Consider the following 17,303-nt stretch of genomic DNA (forward strand, 5'->3'; position numbering starts at 1 on the left):
TGCTCGGCTCCTCTGCGCGTGGGCGGGTGCGGAGACGCCTCGCTACTCGATCGGCGCCTGGGCCTCGATCTCCGCCGCGATGAACTCGGCGAGGGCGTAGACCGCCGCGACCTCCTCGGGGTCGGCCTCGGGCGGCGGGTCGAACACCAGCTCGCCGACCCGGCCGCTCGAGTTCCCGTGGCTGTACGAGAAGCCCCGCGCGTAGGCACCCAGCAGATCGCCAGCGTTGATGCTCTGGTGGTGCAGGAGCACGGGCGCGTTCGAGGGCGAGTAGTCGCCGAGCCACGCCGTGACGACGGCGTCCTCGACGGACAGGCCGGCGAACGAGCAGCCTTGAATCTGGCTCAGGGCCGTCGACGCCGAGACCGTAGAGCTGATCCCGCAGGCGGCGTGGAGGCTGGAGTGGGTGTTGCTGCGGAACCGAATCGACTCGAGGGCGATGTCCGAGTACCACGAGCCGCTGGGCGCGATCGACAGCGGCGGGGCCCAATCACCCGTGAAAAACACCGGGCTCTGCCAGTAGTGCATCACGATCGCGGCGAAGGCGAGCCCGGTCAGCGGGTCGTTGATGTCGGCGCTCATCCAGGTGCCGTTGGGGTCGTAGGGATCGCCCCAGATGTCCGTGAAGAAGTTGGCCTCGTGGGACTCGAGGCTCTGCTCGGCCCCGAGCAGCGGGCGCAGGTTGTTGCCGCCGTAGCAATGGGCGACGTGGACCGAGCCGACGTTGGCGTCGATGAACGACTTCCACAGCGCGGCGTAGCGGGACCAGCCGCCGACCACTTCGACGTTCTGCTGGTAATAGTTGGCCCCGGGCGCGCTCATCGAGTAGCCAAACAGGAAGCTCGACGGGGGCTGCGGCAGCGGCTTGGGGCGTTGAAGCAGGGTCACGCGGTCGGTCGAGACGCCGACCGTGCCGTTGGGTCGAATCGTGATCACGGTGTTGGGGACCAGCGTGACCTCGGGCGCCTCGCCGAGCGTGAACTCGCCGTCGATCAGCGGCGCCCGCCATCCGAGCGCCTCGGCGGTCGCGTAGACCGTGTCGTCCTCGGCGTCGACGAGCGGCTCGAGCACGAGCTTGTCCTCGCGGACCGCGAGCGTGGCGAACCCACCGTTGGGGAACGCTTCGATCAGATCGGGGGCCCGCTCGGCCGCGAGCGAGGCCGCGAACCCGAGGCCGAGGCACCGCTGCATCTTGACCCCGTGGAGCTGCTCGCACAGCTCCGACGGTGACTTGGTGGTGGTCACCGGTTGCTCGTCGCCGACGCTGTACCCGACCCACTCGAGCGCCTCGACCCGCGCGCCGTAGGTGTCCGAGATCTTCAGGCCCTCGTCACTCTCGGTGCAGGTGTAGCGGTTCTTGGCGACCGTGCACTGGCTCGGCGTGAGATCGACGCAGCGGTCGTTCCAGTAGTCGAAGCAGGAGTTGACCTCGGGGAAAGCCACGTCCTCGTGGATGTCCCAGCTGTCGGAGACGACGACCGAGCGGAAGCCTTGGCTGGTGGTGGTGTCGTCGAGCTCGTCGAGGCCGCAGCCGGCGAGAGTCGAGATGCAGAGCAGGGAGACGGTGAACAGGGAGATGGGCTTGAACATGCGGGTGCTGTGCCTTTCGGGCTCGACCTCCCCTTGCGGCGCGCGGCCCCGAGTCTGACGGGCGCGCGGAAAATTGTTTGCTCGAACCCAACTCGGCGCCGCCCGAGCGGCGTGACGCCCAGCTACACTGGCGCGCATGCGCACCGAGGTGCTCCTTCGCCAGCTCGCGCGTCTCGATCACAGCGAGCGCGTCGCAACCTTGGTCGCTCACGCGCGGGAGCTGCCGACCGAGCAGGCGCAGGCGCTGGCCCGCGAGCTGTGGTCGGGCGATGGTCATCAACGCATGCTCGCGCTGGTGGTCGCCGAGCAGTGCGACGACATGCAGCTGATCTGGCGCGCGCTCGAGGATCCTGCGCGATCGCTGCGAGGGTGCGCGGCCAAGCTCATCGGTCGGCTGGCCCAGACGATCCCGGTGACGCTGCTCGACACCCTCGACACGCTGACGCTCGGCCGGGTGTACATGCAGGTGGCGCGGCATGGTCGAGCCGAGCTCGCCGAGGTCTTGGTCGACGGCCTGATCGCGCGCGAGCGCTTCATCGAGGCCACGCGGCTGCTGTGCGTGTGCTCGACCGAAGCCGTGGCCGCGCGCCTCGACCACCCCTGGCCCGACGGTGTGTGGTGTCGGGTCGCCCGCTATCACCCGGCGCTGTTGGCCGCGCGGATCGAGGAGCGGTTCACGACCGACGTCGCCCGCCCGGATCTGATCTGGCGAGAGTTCGACGCCGGGGTGTGGCGCGAGCTCGCGCGCGCGCAACCAGCGACGCTGGCCGATTGGGTCGACCGCTTCGCCGACGCCGACTCGCTGCCGCCAGCGCTGCACGCCGCGCTGCCGTGGCTGGTCTGTTGGTCGCCCGAGCGCGTGGTCGCGTGGCTGAGCTCGCGGATCGCCTGGACCTGCGCGAACGGGCTGCCCCGCGGGCTGACCAAGCGCGCCGTTCGGCTCGATGACGCGACCTTGGTGCCGCTGTGTCAGGGACTCGCGGCCACGGCTCCGGCGCGGCTGGGCGAGCTGGTGTCCGGGATGCCGCATGTCCGCCGCGGTCGGCTGTTCGAGCTGGCCGTCGCGCCGCTGGAGCTCGCGCGGATCGAGTGGCCGACCACGCTGCTCGCCCTGCTGCCGCTGTCGCTGCGCGATCGTGAGGCCGCGCGCATGCTCGAGCTTCGTCGCGCGCAGACCGACGGGAGCTGGCGCCGAACCCTGCTCGGCCTGCGCTGGATCGAGCTCGCGCGGCCGCTGCTCGAGCTCGAGGGCCGCTCGGCGCAGGCGAGCGAGCGGGCCGAGGCCCATCTCGCGCTGATCCACAGCAGCGCCGGCTCGCGCGAGGGCATGCCGCAGACGCTCGCGTGGCTGCAGCGGACCCGAAACGAGCAAGACCCGGTCCGGCTGGCGGTGCTGTCCGGTCTGGCCGAGATCCCGGCGACCCGGTTCGACGACCCGGCGGCGCTCGACGCCGTGCTCGCGCCGATCTTCGAGGCCCGCGACACCTCGTGGGCGACCCGCCAAAAGGCCGCGCGCGTGGCCCAGCGGCTGCTGTGCGCCCACGCGACCGAGCCCGGGTCGCCGCTGTTCTCGCTGGGCGTGAGCATCCTCGAGCGGCTGGCCGGGCACGGCGGCACGCTGGATCTGCCGCGCCTCGACCACAACCTCCCGCGCGGCGCCGAGCGGGCGATCGTCGCGGTGCTGATGCCGTGGATCGAAGCCGCCGCCAAGCGCGAGCAGGAGACCCACCTGGTTCGGCTGTGGACGGCGCTGGGCAAGCGGGCCTGGCGAGTCCCCGAACTCGGCGCCGCGCTCGGCGAGCTGATCTGGCACGGGCACAAGCGCAACGCTGGCCACGCGGCGCAGCGCTGGATCGAGGATCCCGAGACCCGCGACGTCCGGGTCCGCGAGCTGGTCAAGCGCGATCGCTCGGCGCTGTACCTGCACGCCGTGCTCGAGCACTGCCTGCGCCGACGCCAGGCCCTGCTGGTGGATCGCCTGGCTAGCCCGGCGCCGCGCGGGCGCTTCCACGACGGCAAGGTCGTCGTCGTCCCCATGATCTCGGACGAGCGCCTGTTCGGCAGGTGGACGACGGCGCTGCAACGTCAGTATCTGGATCTGATCGACGCGGCCGAGGCCTCGCCCAAACAATTTTCCCAGACCCGCGCGGCGCTGGTGGCCATGCGCGCACGCGTGCCGCTGACCCGCGTCGACGATCTTCAGGCCGCGCTCGCGTCGACCGATGTCAACCTGCAGGAGGCCGCGCTCGGGGCCCTGGTCTGGCTCGACGACGCCGCGCCCGCGCTGCCGATCCTGCTCGAGCACCTCGACGGCGACCGGGCCCGGGTCGCCATGTACGCGATGCCACGCCTGGCCCGGCTGGTTCCGCGCGATCGCTTCGTCGACGCGATCGGCCAGCTGCTGGCGCGGCCGCGGCTGAAGGTCACCGTTCACAAGGAGGCCCTGCGGCTGCTGGGCCAGCTCGCGACCGGGCCCGCGCTCGCGCTGCTTCGAGCCAGCTGGGCCCAGCCGCTGCACCGGGACGTGCGGATCGCCGCCCTGCATGCCGCCCGCGCCGTGCCCAGTCAGGCCGACGCGTGGGCGATCCTGAACGACGCGGCCCGGGATCCAGAGCCAGACATCGCGCGCGCCGTGGTCGAGGTCGCGCTGGCCAGCGTGCCCGCGGTCTATCGCCCGCGCTACCTCGAGGTGATGGGGGCGGTCGCCGATCATGCCAGCCCGATCGCCCGCGCGGGCTTGTTCACGGCGCTGTACGGCGGCTGGTCCAGCGTCGCGCCAGCGCGCGCGACCGAGCTGGGCGCGCGAGTGGTCGGCCGGATCGATCCCCTCGACTCGGCCGGTCCAACGGATCCATGGCGTCAGGCCGCGCAGGTCGTCGCCCAGGGCGCCCGCTCACCCGAGACCCACTCGACCTGCGCCGCGCTGCTCGACCGGCTGATCGCGGCTGCAGAGCTGGACGTCGCGCCTGCGGGCGAGCTCGACCAGGCCGCTCACCAGCGCCTGCGCGGCCTGCTGGACGCCCTGATCATCGACCGCCATCCGACCAGCCTGCAGCTGCTCGAGCGGCTCGCGGCTCCCCTGCTCGCGCGCCCGCGTTGGTGGTTGCTCGGGGCTCGGCTGAAGCTCGCGGCCGCGGCCAACGGCGCGCTCGGCTCGACGCTGCTCGAGCTGGTCGCGGCGGCCCCGACGGCTCGGGCTGCGCTGCTGCTCGACGGCCCCGTCGGCGAGGCCGCGCGGACCAGCGCCCGCGCGTGGACCGACGACGAGGTGACCGCGCTGATCGATCAGCTGATCACCAGCGAGGCCAACGCCCGGATCCTCGCGCTGCCGCTGCTGCGCGAGCTCGGCCCGCGCTCGGGCTGGAGCGCCCCCTTCACCGCTCGTCTGGCCCGGCTGCGCGAAGACCCTGACCTCGACGTGCGGACCGCCGCGCTCGAGCTGTGGACCAGCTGACTGATCGAGCGTCCGCGCTACTTGGATCGTCGGTTCAAGACCTTGCGCAGGTCCGCCTCGTCCTCGGCGAACGCCAGCACCCGATCCCCCGCGCTGAGCACGGTGTGGAGCGGCGGGTTGACCCGCAGGCGCCGGGCGATCGCGGCCTGCGGGCTGCTGTCTTGCACGTCCGACGCCTCGTACGCGAGCCGGCCCTGGTGCCCACGGTACAGCCCGATCGGCACGATCCCGGCCCGGCCCTGAGCGGTGAACAACAGCTTGCGAAGCTCTCGCCAGGTCTTGCCGTGAAAGCTCTCCGACAGCTCCACGGTGTACAGCTCGGAGTTGTCGTCGCGGAAGCTGACGATGTCGTTGAACAGCTCGCCAAAGGTTGGATCCACGCACGCGGTGGCCAGCCACGCGTCGGCGAGCTGGCGGGCCGGGACCGGGACCAGCCAGCGCGAGAAGGGATCGAACAGGCCGTCGGCGGCGTCGCCGTTGGTCGCCTCGACCAGGGTCACGGGCACCGTCGCCCGGGCCCCGCGGGCGTCGTCGCCAGCGAGCGCGGGCGAGTGGACCGAGGGTGAGACGCCCAGCGCCGCGTGCTTGCTGGCCTCGAGCCGGGCGCCGGGATCCAGGCGCACGCACGCGTGGTGAACGGCGCGAGCGATCCGCAGCGGGTGATAGCCACCCTGCAGCACGATCACCCGCGCGGCCCGGGGCAGGCGCAGATCGACGAGGTCTTCCGGGACCTCGGGGTTTTGTTGGTAGATCGTCAGGCCGCGGACCTTGGTGAGCTGCTGGCGGACTCGGGGCGGCAGCGTGTCGGACACGACCACGTGGATCGAGCGCTGGCGCAGCGGGCCGGGGCTGCGCAGGACTCGGACCAGCTGCAGCATCTCTTCGCGGAAATTCAGGATCACGATGTGATTGCGCAGCCGCCGAAACAGGCGCATCTGGTCGCGCGACAAGATGCTGGTCAGCGCCGCGGTGAACCACGCCAGCAAGCCCAAGCCAGCGATCGTCGCGGCCGCGCCGATCACCCGCGCGGTCGAGGTCTTGAGCGACTCGCTGTCGAAGTTGCCCGTCGCGAACATGTTCATCTCCCAGAACGAGTCGTTGAGGGTGCGAACTCGGGCGTTGCTGTCGTGCTCGAGGTTCCAGACCACGATCGTCGCGGCCACGACGATCAGCAAGAACCCGGCGAAGGGCACGAGCGGGTTGGACAGCTGGCCCTCGAGGTTGCCGCTGAGCGGGTTGCCCAGCAGGCCCTTGCGACGCAGGAATCGGCGCAGCAACACCAGCAGCCCGGCGGCCAGCGCGAGCGCGGCGAACACCTTGGCCCAGTAGATCGCAAAGTCGCGGCGCTCGGTCAGGCCCGCGCCAGGGTGCAAGGGGACCGGCTCGCGCTCGGCGAAGTCGCGCCAGCGCACCGCCACCGGCGGCAGGCCCTCGACCGGGTTGTGCTCGATCCAGCGCAGCCCGGCGATCAGGTCCTGGACCTGGGCGTCGCTCAGCGCGTCGACGCCGTCGCGGCGGGCCGTGAGCACGACCGTGCTCACGCACACGCTGGGCACCCCAAACTCGAGCCCCGGATAGCTATGGGCGTCGATCTGGCAGATTCGATAGTAGGGGAAGCCGTCGATCAGGCGCTCGATCACCGAGCTGGGCAGCGCGTTGAGCCCGGCCATGCCCGAGGCCAGCAAGCCCGCGATCGCGTCGTCGCCGATCTCGGTCGTGCGTAGCATCATCAGGAGCTCGCCGTTTTGCATCGCCGCCATCGCGGCCTTGTTCTTGATCGGCAGCGAGTTGACGTCGTCGAGCGTGAGCCCGGCGGCGCCAAGGATCACCTTCGAGGTCTCCATGCTGCCCGAGCCCAGCTGCCCGACGAAGATCGGGCGATCGCCGACGGAGCTGAAGTCGTCGAGGCGGACCGGTCGACGGACGATCACGTGGACCGCCGAGTCGTCGATCGCCGCGACCAGCTGCAGCTCGACGCCCGCGAGCTCGGCGGACGAGAGCTCGCACATCCACCCGCTCTGGGCCCCGTCTTCGAGCGCATGATCCCCGACCGCCGAGGCGGCGAACGCCTCGGCGGCGACGTCGTACTGGACCAGCGCCGCGTCGACCTCACCGCGCGCGAGCTTGCGGACGTTGTCGCATGAGCCCCCGGTGTTCTCGACGTGGATCCGCGTGCTGACGTCGACCTGCGCGAGCGCGTCGGCGAGCGCGTCGCCGGTCTGCGAGAAGCCGCCGCCCTTGCTGCCCGCACCAAACCGGATCGTGCCCGCGGGCAGCGGCGCGAGCTCGGCCGGCTCGGCTGCCGGATCCTGGGCGCGGGCGACCGGGGTCCACCAGGTGATCCAGACCACAAGCACAGCCACCAGTAACGCCGCGAGCTTGGCCGGCCGACTCACGCGCCCACCTGCATGCCCGGCTGCTCGCCCGCTTGATCCTGCTCGTCGCCCGACACCAACACCATCAGGCACACACACTCGCTCAGGCGCGTGCGCGGGCCTGGGTTGACGACCACGTCGATCGGCTGCCCGCCCTCGCCGCGGCCCTTGGCCACGCCGATCACCGTCATCGCCCGACCGGCGCTGTCGCACTCGAGGGTCAGCGCGGCGTCGGCGAAGCTACCGGCGCGCAGGTCCTCGGGGATCGCCAGGCTCCGGACATGGTGGCGGCCGCTCAGCAGGCCCACGATGAACTGAAACACGCCCAGATCCACGCACGCCTGCCCGAGCAGGGCCGCGCGCAGGTGACCCGGATAAAACACGTTGGAGACCCCGAGCCCGACGAACTCGAACGCCGCCTCGGGATCCTCGATCTCGACCAGCACGTTGGGGCCGACCTCGTCGCCGCAGGCGCGACGGATCGCGGCGCAGGTCAGGCGCGAGGCCGAGTCGGGCTCGTCCACGCCCGCGCGCGGCAGCACGATCACCGAGCGAGCCGCGACGATGTCGACGTCGCTGACGAGCCGGCCTGGATACGCGTCGGAGCCCGGCTTGACGTCGATCGCCAGGGTGCGGACCTCGACCCCTTGCACGTGGTGGGTGGTGAGCGGCGCGTTGCCATCGCGCACGCAGGTGATCCGGTTCACGCCGACGCTGGTGATCGTGCGCGCGAGCTCGTCGATCAACCCCGCGCTCGCCGGTGACCAGTGCAGCACCACGACGCCTGGGCCGCGCGTCGATCCAGCTTGATCATCTTGGTCTGGATCGCTCACTGCGGCAGCGACGATGCCGAGCGCTGGAGCGAGGTGTCAAGCGCGTGTATGCTCCGCTCGACCGCGCCCCTGGCCGCCCGTGGTGCTCTGCACGCTTGGACGCAATCAATGATCCAGGGCACGACGCTCTCGCTTCCCGCTCTCGCCGCTGTGTTCGGCCCGCAAGCGGGCGCGGCCGCGATCGACCCCGCGCTGGTGTGGCTGGTCGCCGCCGCGCTGGTCTCGGGGATCATGGCCTACGTGGGCGCCATGGTCGGGCTCGTGCTCGGCCAGTTTCGGCTGCCGCTGTTGGTGGTCGCGCTTGGCTCCGCTCCGGCCGCGGCGGCCTCGAACCTGGCGATCTCCTCGCTCGGCGCGGGCACTGGCGCGTTCGCCCACGCCCGCGAAGGCCGGGTCGAGCTGCGCTTGTTGCTGAGCATTGGCGTGCCCTCGGCGATCGCGGCGTATGTGTCGTCGCGCAGCGTCGAGAAGCTCGAGGCGTGGTGGATCGAGGCGGTGATCGGCGCGACCTTGCTGATCTCGGCGCTGCCGCTGACCCGCAGGGCCATGAAGATCCACCGGTCGAGCGCGACCACGTCGAGCCCCGCCGACCCGAGCCCCGCCAAGTCGAGCCCCGCCAAGTCGGACCTGCCAGGGGGCGACGCACCACCCGGCGCGACCGACAGCCCCGCCGAACCACCGCGACTACGCGGCGGGCTGCTCGCGCTCGAGGTCTTGATCGGTGTGGCCCTCGGCGCGCTCTCGGGCGTGGTCGGCCTGCTGCTCGGGACCCTGCGACTGCCCGCGATGCTTCGCCTGGGCGTGAGCGCACCCAAGGCCGCGGGCACCAACATGGCGATCGGCTTCTTCACTGGCGTCGCTGGAGCGCTCGGGGCGATCGGCAGCGGGCGGGTCTCCCTGCTCGCGTTTGCGACCGTCGGCGGCGCGACCTTCGTGGGCGCGTGGCTGGGCGCGAAGCGGACCAAGTCACTGCCGACGGCGCGACACCTCGCGCTGATCGCGATCGTGTTGGTCGCGGTCGGGGTCTGGCTGATCTCCAAGGCGATAGCGGGCCGGTAGCTTGGGCCGGGCCTCGCCCGCCGCACCGTCGCGCAGCTCGAACTGTCGGGTCAGCCGATCGAGATCCTCGACGCGCTGGCGCAGCCCCTCGGCGGCGGCGCGGGTCTGCGAGGTCGCGGCCGAGGCTGTGATCACGAACTGCGCCATGGTCTGCATGGTCTCGGACACCTGCCCGGTGGCTTCGCTCTGCCTGCGCGTGACCTCGAAGATCTCGCGCGCCGCGTTGGCTGTGTCGTTGGCCAGCTTGCGGTTGCCTTCGGTCGCCATGACCGTGCTCGCGCTCGAGCCCTTGATCCCCGCGACCTGCCCGCGGACGTCGGCGACCGTCCCGGTCACGCGCTCGGCCAGGCGACGCATCTCGGCGGCGACCAGCGCGAAGCCCCGCCCGGCCTCCCCGGCCCGAGTCGCCTCCAGCGAGCCGTTGAGCGCGAGCAGATCGCTGCGATCGGCGACGTCGCGGATGACCTCGAGCAGCTCGCCGACCCCCCCGGCGCGGGTGCTGAGGTCGTTGATCTTGATGACCATCGCGTCGGTGGTCGCGAGGGTTCGCTCGGCGTTGTCGAGCACGTCGTTGGCCTTGATCGTGATCCGCTCGGCCGACTCGGCCAGCGAGCTGACCGTCGCGCTCATCTCGCTGACGTTCGACGAGGTCTCCCCGGCCGCCGCCTCTTGCACCTGGGCCGCCGCGTGGATCTCGGCCGAGGCCGCGGCGACCTCGACGGCGGTGTCGCGGATCTCCACGACCATCTGGTGGAGCTGCTCGAGCATGCCCCGGAACGCGTCGGGCAGCTCGCCGGGCTGCTCGATGACGATCGACAGATCTCCGCGCGCGACCGCCAGCGCGGCCGAGGACAGGCCCCGCAGATTGTCGACCACGCGATTGAACGAGTGGGTCAGCGCGCCCAGCTCGTCCGCTTGCATGATCGGCAGCGGCTCGAGCTCGCTGACGTCGCCGACCTCGACCAGGCGATGCATCGAGGCCTCGATCTGGCGGAGCGGATCGATCAGCGAGTCGGTCGTGAGCACCGCGGTGATCGGGCCCCAGATCGCGAGGACGAGCCCGAACACCAGCAGCATCAGGACGTAGTGATCGTCGTCGCGGGTCAGGGGTCCTTCGAGGACCAGCCAGCGCCCGGCGGCGAGCGGGATCGCCACGCTGGCCCGAGCGCTGCGCCGATCGAGGCTGACCCGCGTCGGGCCGTGGATCGGGTGGACGGGAAGCTCGGGGAGCTGGTCGAGCGCGGCGTTGACCGGCACCGGTGGGAGCCCAGCGGCGTCGACGATCCGACCGCGCTCGGGTGCGCGCCCGGCTGCGATTCGATCGGCCTCGACCGAGCCCAGCCGGACCAGCTCCGCGACCCCGTGGTAGCGGTTGAACGCGGCGTTGGTCGAGACGCCGACCACGGCGATCAGCGAGCCCGCCGCGGTGACGTAGCAGAGCATCAAGAAGATCAGCCGCGCGCTCAGAGACGTCCGGGGGGCGCTGACCCGCAGGCCCCGCTCCGTCAGCACCCGAGACACCGCGACTCGCTCGCGGTTGAGCAGCTTGGTCGTGACCGAGAACGCGAACGACCAGCCCCCGCTGAGGATCGCGACGAGCATCAAGCCGACCGCCACCAGCTCGCCGCGGCCGATCGGCGCGGTCTCGGCCATCCCCACCCACACGTAGATCGTGGCGACGAGGAACGAGGCCACCCACGCGAGCGAGAACACGCGCATGAATCGTGTGGGTGCCCGCTGCAGCGCCTCGCCAGCGGCGAGCAGGCGCGCGTCGTCGTGGCTGCTCGCCGCGTCGCGCCAGCCGTCGATCGGCGCGAGCTCGAGCTTCAAGTACGTCGTCGTGGTGAACCACCGGATCACCGAGACCACCACCGCGGGGACCCAGACGGCCGCCAGCTCGACCGAGAGCAGCGTCGCCCAGCCGAGCGCCAAGAGCACGACAAACGGCGCCTCGATCAGCTGAAACCAGGCCAGGGTCCGCCAGGATGTGGTCCAGTCTCGCATGACGATCGCGATCCGACTCTACACCCACCGCGCCGTCCGCGGCCACGCGATCGGCTTCGCTCGACTTCGCGCCAAGCAAACTAACGGCGCAACACCGACTGCAGCAGCGGACCACCGCCAGTGAACCCGGCGAGTGAATCATCGCTAGCGTCGGTCTTGGGCGCCCGCGCCGAGGTCATGTAGGCGCCCACGAACATCCGCAGGCCCGGCGTGAGTCGGGGCATCGCCGCGTGCCAGGTGCACTGCTCGAGGATCACCGTCGAGCCGGCTGCGAAGTGCAGCTTTTCATGGCCGGGCCAGTCGGGGGTCATCTCGTCGTGCGGCGCCTCGGTCGGGTCGCCGATCCGGCGCGGGTACACGCGCAGCTCACCCCCGCGCGCGTCGATGTCGTGCAGGTAGAGCACGGCGATGACCCGCTGCGACTCGGTGAAGCGCGGCCAAGTCGAGCGGGCCCGGTAGTCCTCGACGTCGATCCCGCCGATATGGTTGTGCCACGAGAAGAACGGCCGCGCGGCGTCACACAAGACCGCGCCGGTCAGCTCGAGGTGCATGTCACGACCGAGCAAGCGGCGGACGACCTCGACGACCGCGGGCGACAACAGCTCGTGGGCGAGCTCGGGGACCTGCGCGAGCAAGCGCGTGACCACGAACCCGGTCGGCGCGAGCTGGACGTCCGCGCCCAGCTGCTCGCCCTTGGCCGAGTAGGGCGTGGGCGCGCCGGAGCGCTGGTACAGCTCGGTCAGGGCGGCTCGCAGCGACGCGACGGTGGCGGGGCTGTGGCTGCGCTCGACGATCGTGAAGCCGCGATCGCGCAGCGCGTGGACGTGGGCATCGAGCTCAGCGTCGCGCGTGCTCACCGTTGCAGGTTATCAGCGGGCGAGCGCGGCCACCAGCTCGCGCGGCGCGGCCCGCAGTCGGACGCTCGCCGATCGCACGCTCAGTCCAGCGCGTCGCGCAGCTGCTCGATCCCCACGTCACGCAGCGCGACCGCCATGCTCCGCATCGTGTCGAGCAGCTCGGTCGGCGCCTCGCGGCCGCGATACGACAGCCCCACCTTGCCGGCCTCGATGAAGTGCCGCGAGCCATCGAGCGGAGCGACCCTCACCTCCCACGCCGCCGACCCGACGAAGCTGGGATGATCGATCTCGACCCGCAGCACGCCCTGCTCGAACGACACCAGGCCGGCCCGCGCCCGCTCGAGCGCGGCGTCGGGGCTCGCGAGCCCGAGCAGCGCCGCCAGACCCCGGGGCGCAGGCCGCTTGGGCATGGGGATCTCGATCGGCCGCGCGCGACGACGGGGTGTCCCGTCCCCGACCAGCGCGCTGTCGCTGTCGTCGATCCGCTTGGCCGCGATCTGAACCAGCTGGGTCTGCAGCTGCCCGAGCTCGAGGAAGGTCTCGGACCGCTCGGTCGCGTCGACCAGCGGCGGCGTCAGGGTCTGGACCTCGTCGTAGTCGTCGAAGGTCTCGCGCGCGGGGCTGGGCCAGCGCTCGACGGCGGCGTCACCGAGCACGGTCCCGGGCAGCGGGTGGTAGGTCGACCACATGAACGACCCGGGCCGCAGCCGATGCAGCAGATCCGTGGTCGATCGGGTGTGGGTCCGGGTCTCGCCCGGCAGCATGGTCATCAGCGACGCGCTGGTCTCGAGCCCGAGCTCTCGGCAGTCGTCGAACACCTGCTGCAGCTTGGCGTCGGGCGTGCGGCGGTTGAGCACGTCGCGGCGAAAGCCCTCGTCGCCGGCCTCGATCCCGCAGTGAAACAGCACGCAGCCGGCCTCGGCCAGCAACGCGAGCCGCTCGCGGCTGGCCGCGCTCGGGTGCATCTCGACCTTGAACGGCAGGCCGACCCGGCGCGGGTACTCGCCGGCCAGCTCGCGCAGCCACGCGAGGTCGAGCGGAAAGTGCTCGTCCCAAAATTCGAAGCCCTCGGGCGAGTAGCGATCGCGCAGGTCCGCGAGCTCATCACACAGGTGCGCGACCGGGCGGGCGTTGCGTTTGTCGCGGGCAGCGAAGTCCTGCAGCTTGCCCCACCGCGGGGCCGAACAGTACGCGCACGTGAACGGGCAGCCCCGGCCCGCGCGGGTCGGCAAGAAGCCGTCGGCCAGCGGGCCAAAGGTGTTGATGCCGTCGTCGATGATCTGGCTGACCTCGCCGAACACCTCGTAGTCCCAGCGCGGCAAGCTGGCGATGTCGGGCACGGGGTCGGCAGGCGGGACTGGATCCGTCCACCCGTCGCCCTGCCGCACCCACAGCCCGGGGGTGCTCGCCAGCGTGCGCTCACCCGCCGCTACGCGATCGAGCAGGGCTCGCAGCGGTCGCTCGCCCTCCCCGATGCACACGGCGTCGACCGCCGCGCAGCCGGCCACGTCGTGGGGCGCGAGGCTGGCGTGGTAGCCCCCGACCACCACGAATGGCCGGGGCTGATCGCTGCGATCACGCGCCAGCGCCAACAACAGCGCGCTCGCGCCCGGCCAGTCGCGGGTCATGCTCGACACCCCGATCACGTCGGGCTGCAGCTCGTCGATGTACGCGGCGACGTGGTCGATGCGGAATTTGCGAAAGATCTCGAGCGCGATCGGCTCGTGCCCCGCCTCGCGCACGACGGCCGACAGCGCCGCGACCGACGAGCTGAACGCCCGCCGGGGATCGGTGAAGAACAGCAACAGCACCTTCATGGCGCGCCCCGATCACGTACCCGGCCGCCCCGGCCACCCCCGCCACTATAGATCCGACGCAGCGCGCCGTCGCGGGCGACCGCCGCCTGGGTCCGCTCGTCGCGGCGCTTGGTCGGCGCGAGCCCAGCCCGGCGCACGAAGAACCCGAAGAAGCAGCGCTGGCCGGCGCGGGTCATGGGCGTGACGGCGTGCCAGGTGCCCTGCTCGAACATGATCACCGAGCCGATCGGCGCGCGCACCTGCGCGGCGCCGGGCCACGGATCGCGCCCGGGTGGGTGCGGGGGCGCGGTGCTGGTCAGGACATCGCGCGGCCACACCTGCATGACCCCATGCTCATCGTCGAGCGGGCTGGCGTAGAGCGTGAAGCCCAGGCGCTCGATCTGATCGAAGCTGGGGTAGTCGGCGCCGCGCATGTCCTCGGCGTCGATCCCCCCGACGTGGTGATGCCAAAAGAAGAACCCGCGGGTCGCGTCGCTGATCACCCCCGCGCTGAACTCGAGCTCGAACCCAGGCCCAAGCAGCTCGGTCAGCAGCGCGAGCAAGCGCGGCTCGTGGAGGATCTGCGCGGTCTCGGGGATCCGGTCGAGCAGCCCCATGCAGGTCATGCCCACCGGGCTCACGTGGACGCCGGGCTCGACCACCACGTCGGCCTGCGAGAACAACGAAGGCTCGCCGAGCCGAACCCACTCGGCCCGCAGCGCCGCGGCGAACCGCTGGGCGTCGGCCACGGAGAACAGGCTGTCGAGCAGCGTGTAGCCGCTGGCCCGCAGCTGCGCCGCGTGGTCAAGCACGCGGCCCCCCCGGCAGCAGCGATCGCAGCAGCGGATCTCGGGTGTCGACGCTCAGCAGCGACTCGTCGACCCGCTCGGCCGCGGGCGCGCTCGCGGACGCAAACCACAGGCCAAAGAAGAAGCGCAGCTCGTGGTCGACGGTCCGCGGCAGCGCGGCGTGCCAGGTCGTCTGATCGAGCATGACCACGGTGCCCGGCGGCCCCACGACCTCGTAGCGCCCGTCCCAGTCTGGCTGCTCGACCGGCGCGGGCGGACCCGAGGCGCCGCTGACCCGATGCGGATGGATCAGCAGCTGCCCGGTCTCGGGGCCCATCTCATCGAGGTAGACGATCATCGCCACGCGCTCGGGCGTCTCGATCGGCGGGCGCAGCCCGAGCCGCCGAAATTTTTCGTCCTCGATGCCGCCGACGTGGTTGTGCCACTTGAAGAACGGCCGGGTGTGGTTGGTCACCACCGCGCCCGCGAACTCGAGCCGCATGTCGGATCCAAGCGCGCCGCGCAGCACCTGCACGGCGTCGTCCTCGAGCATGTCGCGGTGCAGATCCGGGCACAGCTTGAGCAGCTTGTGGATGACCAGGCCCGTGCCCGAGACCTCGAGGTCGTCGCCGAGCCACTGCGGCTCGTCCGACCACAGCGGCGGCTCGTGGAGGCGCAGGTAGACCTGCTCGAGCGCGCCGCGGAGCCGCGCGACCTTGGCGGCTGCGTAGCTGCCGGGGAGCACGGCGAACCCATGCTCGATCAGTGACTGCGTGCTCGCGCTGGGTACTAGGTGGTCCACGTGCGGTGTCGGGGCGCGGCCACGAGGTTGAGCGCCTCGGGGTGGACCACGTCGATGACCTGCCGCAAGCCGGGGGAGCTGACGCGATCGACGGGCCCACGGTGAGAGTACGCCAAGCCGTCGCGCTCGGCGAAGTAGCGCGCGCCCTGCTCGAAACGCACGACCTCGAGCACGACCGCGCCCTGCGGACCAAGCAGATCGAAGAACACCCCACCGGGCTCACCGCGCACCGCCGACAGCCCCCACCCGACGGCCTGCTGCGCGATCGCGTCGCGCAGCCGACCCAGGGCGCGGTGCTCGGGCCTGACACTGACTGCTGGGACCGGCTCGGCCGGCTCGGCCCCACGCTCGCGGCGCGGCTCCGCGCCGCTGGCCACCTCGCCGGTCTGGGTGGTGATCGCAAACCCGACCCAGTCGTCGTTGAGGATCGGCCGATCACACTGGGCCGCGAGGTCGTAGAGCCACTCCCACTCGCGCGCGAGATCGTCGGCGGTCCAGCCCTCGCACGAGAGGATCTGGAAGGTCACCGGGTCGTACTCGATCGACAGATCCGCGGCGCGCTCGAGCAGCGCGTCGGGCAGGACCAGGCACTTGAACGCCTTGACCGTGTCACCGAGCTCGAGCGAGCGCTCGACCGTGCGCCGAAACGACTCGGGGTTGTCGCCGGGCAGCCCGAAGATCAGCTCGATGTCGAAGTTCAGGCGGCCGCGGATCCGCTGGAGCACCTTCTCGAACCGGGCGACGTCGAACGGCCGACCGAGGCGCTCGAGCACGTCCACGTCGAAGCTCTGGATCCCGATGCTGGCCTGGACCTGCTTGATCCGATCGAAGAACTCGAGGTGGTGGTCCTCGAGGAAGGTCGGATACAGGTGGCCGTGGACGACCGAGCCGGCCAGAACCCCGACCTGGTCCTCGGCCGCGACCAGGGCCCGAAACGCGCGCGGGCTCAGGTTGAACGCCGCGTCCAGGAAGAACACGTTGGGGACGTTGGCCCGGCGCAGACCCTCGAGGTGGGCCTCGAGGTACGCGGCGTCGTGAACACGGTCGGACTTTTGCTCGCCCCACTGGCAGAAGGCGCAGTGGATCGGGCAGCCGCGGAAGGTCTCGATGTAGCCGGTCTTGTGCAGCGGCCCCAAGTCGAGCTGATACGGCGACGGGTACTCGTTGATCGCCGGCCGCTCGGCGACCTCGCTGCTGCGCCACAACCCGCGGGTCGGGAACTGCAGCCCGGCCACGCGCTTGCGCCAGTCGGGCGCTTGGTGGTGGCGCACCAGCTCACGAATGACCGCCTCGCCCTCGCCCGGGATCACCGCGTCGACCCGATCGCGCAGCGGGTGATACTGCGGCAGATCCAGGACCGAGCGCCGGGCTGACGGCCCACCCGCGACGATCACCAGATCGGGCTGGTCCTCGCGCAGGCGCCGGGTCAGCTCGGCGAAGATGTTCAGCGACCACACGTAGGTCGAGAGCCCGACCATCGTTGGTTGAAACGCGCGCACCGCCTCGAAGAATTGTTCGGCGTCACCGCTGGCGAGATCGAGCAGCAGGATCTGGGTGTCGGCGAGATCGGGCGCGCTGACGATCGACGCTCTGAGCTTCTCGATCCCGTACGAGAACGAGAAGAAGGTCCCGTTGGGATCCCGCCACCGCGCATCTACCGCAACCAGTACGATTCGACGTTCCACGCGCGCAAACGATAGCAACTATCCAACGCGGCGTCGTCGGGACCTCATGGTGCAATGCAT

At 71.2% G+C, this 17,303-nt stretch carries 11 protein-coding genes; 2 read left to right on the forward strand and 9 right to left on the reverse strand.

Features of this window, described 5'->3' with window-relative positions; genetic code table 11:
* Nucleotides 1-42 precede the first annotated feature (42 nt).
* Complete coding sequence (locus ENSA7_RS24810; protein ID WP_106091818.1) at nt 43-1,590, reverse strand: hypothetical protein; 1,548 nt, start codon at nt 1,588-1,590, stop codon at nt 43-45.
* 136 nt (nt 1,591-1,726) lie between these two features.
* On the opposite strand from ENSA7_RS24810, the gene ENSA7_RS24815 reads away from it, so the two are divergent.
* A complete protein-coding gene (locus ENSA7_RS24815) occupies nt 1,727-5,044 on the forward strand; it encodes a hypothetical protein (protein ID WP_106091819.1) in 3,318 nt (1,105 codons plus the stop codon).
* A 17-nt stretch (nt 5,045-5,061) separates the two neighbouring features.
* Here the strand turns inward: ENSA7_RS24815 and ENSA7_RS24820 are convergent, their stop codons facing one another.
* Together ENSA7_RS24820 and ENSA7_RS44120 are read right to left on the reverse strand one after the other, a co-directional pair.
* Entirely contained in the window at nt 5,062-7,440 is a 2,379-nt protein-coding gene (locus ENSA7_RS24820) for a TAXI family TRAP transporter solute-binding subunit (RefSeq protein WP_181234068.1), read from the reverse strand.
* Nucleotides 7,437-8,252, reverse strand: coding sequence for a hypothetical protein (locus tag ENSA7_RS44120; protein WP_181234069.1), 816 nt, complete (start codon nt 8,250-8,252; stop codon nt 7,437-7,439). Before ENSA7_RS44120 ends, ENSA7_RS24820 begins: the two co-directional genes overlap by 4 nt.
* A 150-nt stretch (nt 8,253-8,402) precedes the next feature.
* On the opposite strand from ENSA7_RS44120, the gene ENSA7_RS24825 reads away from it, so the two are divergent.
* On the forward strand, nt 8,403-9,311 hold the full coding sequence (locus ENSA7_RS24825) for a sulfite exporter TauE/SafE family protein (RefSeq protein ID WP_181234070.1): 909 nt from the start codon (nt 8,403-8,405) through the stop codon (nt 9,309-9,311).
* Here ENSA7_RS24825 and ENSA7_RS24830 read toward each other — a convergent pair.
* The 6 genes from ENSA7_RS24830 to ENSA7_RS24855 all read right to left on the reverse strand — a co-directional run bounded on the left by ENSA7_RS24830 (nt 9,219) and on the right by ENSA7_RS24855 (nt 17,243).
* Nucleotides 9,219-11,315, reverse strand: coding sequence for a methyl-accepting chemotaxis protein (locus tag ENSA7_RS24830; RefSeq protein WP_106091822.1), 2,097 nt, complete (start codon nt 11,313-11,315; stop codon nt 9,219-9,221). The two genes, ENSA7_RS24825 and ENSA7_RS24830, sit on opposite strands and share 93 nt — an antisense overlap.
* A gap of 80 nt (nt 11,316-11,395) precedes the next feature.
* Complete coding sequence (locus ENSA7_RS24835; RefSeq protein WP_106091823.1) at nt 11,396-12,172, reverse strand: phytanoyl-CoA dioxygenase family protein; 777 nt, start codon at nt 12,170-12,172, stop codon at nt 11,396-11,398.
* Nucleotides 12,173-12,252: 80 nt separating this feature from the next.
* The gene (locus tag ENSA7_RS24840) at nt 12,253-13,989 is read right to left on the reverse strand and encodes a B12-binding domain-containing radical SAM protein (RefSeq protein ID WP_106091824.1); all 1,737 of its coding nucleotides are present in this window, start codon (nt 13,987-13,989) and stop codon (nt 12,253-12,255) included.
* A complete protein-coding gene (locus ENSA7_RS24845) occupies nt 13,986-14,780 on the reverse strand; it encodes a phytanoyl-CoA dioxygenase family protein (protein ID WP_106091825.1) in 795 nt (264 codons plus the stop codon). The genes ENSA7_RS24840 and ENSA7_RS24845 overlap by 4 nt, the downstream gene beginning before the upstream one ends.
* Nucleotides 14,773-15,558, reverse strand: coding sequence for a phytanoyl-CoA dioxygenase family protein (locus ENSA7_RS24850; RefSeq protein ID WP_106091826.1), 786 nt, complete (start codon nt 15,556-15,558; stop codon nt 14,773-14,775). Before ENSA7_RS24850 ends, ENSA7_RS24845 begins: the two co-directional genes overlap by 8 nt.
* On the reverse strand, nt 15,546-17,243 hold the full coding sequence (locus ENSA7_RS24855) for a B12-binding domain-containing radical SAM protein (protein ID WP_181234071.1): 1,698 nt from the start codon (nt 17,241-17,243) through the stop codon (nt 15,546-15,548). The genes ENSA7_RS24850 and ENSA7_RS24855 overlap by 13 nt, the downstream gene beginning before the upstream one ends.
* Nucleotides 17,244-17,303: the final 60 nt, after the last annotated feature.

The organism is Enhygromyxa salina, assembly GCF_002994635.1.
GTDB classification, from domain to species: Bacteria; Myxococcota_A; Polyangia; order Nannocystales; family Nannocystaceae; genus Plesiocystis; species Plesiocystis salina_B.

Bases quoted from the DNA above. Each gene is read 5' to 3' on its own strand.
- ENSA7_RS24810 (WP_106091818.1), bottom strand. From the start codon at position 1,590: ATGTTCAAGCCCATCTCCCTGTTCACCGTCTCCCTGCTCTGCATCTCG.
- ENSA7_RS24815 (WP_106091819.1), top strand. From the start codon at position 1,727: ATGCGCACCGAGGTGCTCCTTCGCCAGCTCGCGCGTCTCGATCACAGC.
- ENSA7_RS24830 (WP_106091822.1), bottom strand. From the start codon at position 11,315: ATGCGAGACTGGACCACATCCTGGCGGACCCTGGCCTGGTTTCAGCTG.
- ENSA7_RS24840 (WP_106091824.1), bottom strand. From the start codon at position 13,989: ATGAAGGTGCTGTTGCTGTTCTTCACCGATCCCCGGCGGGCGTTCAGC.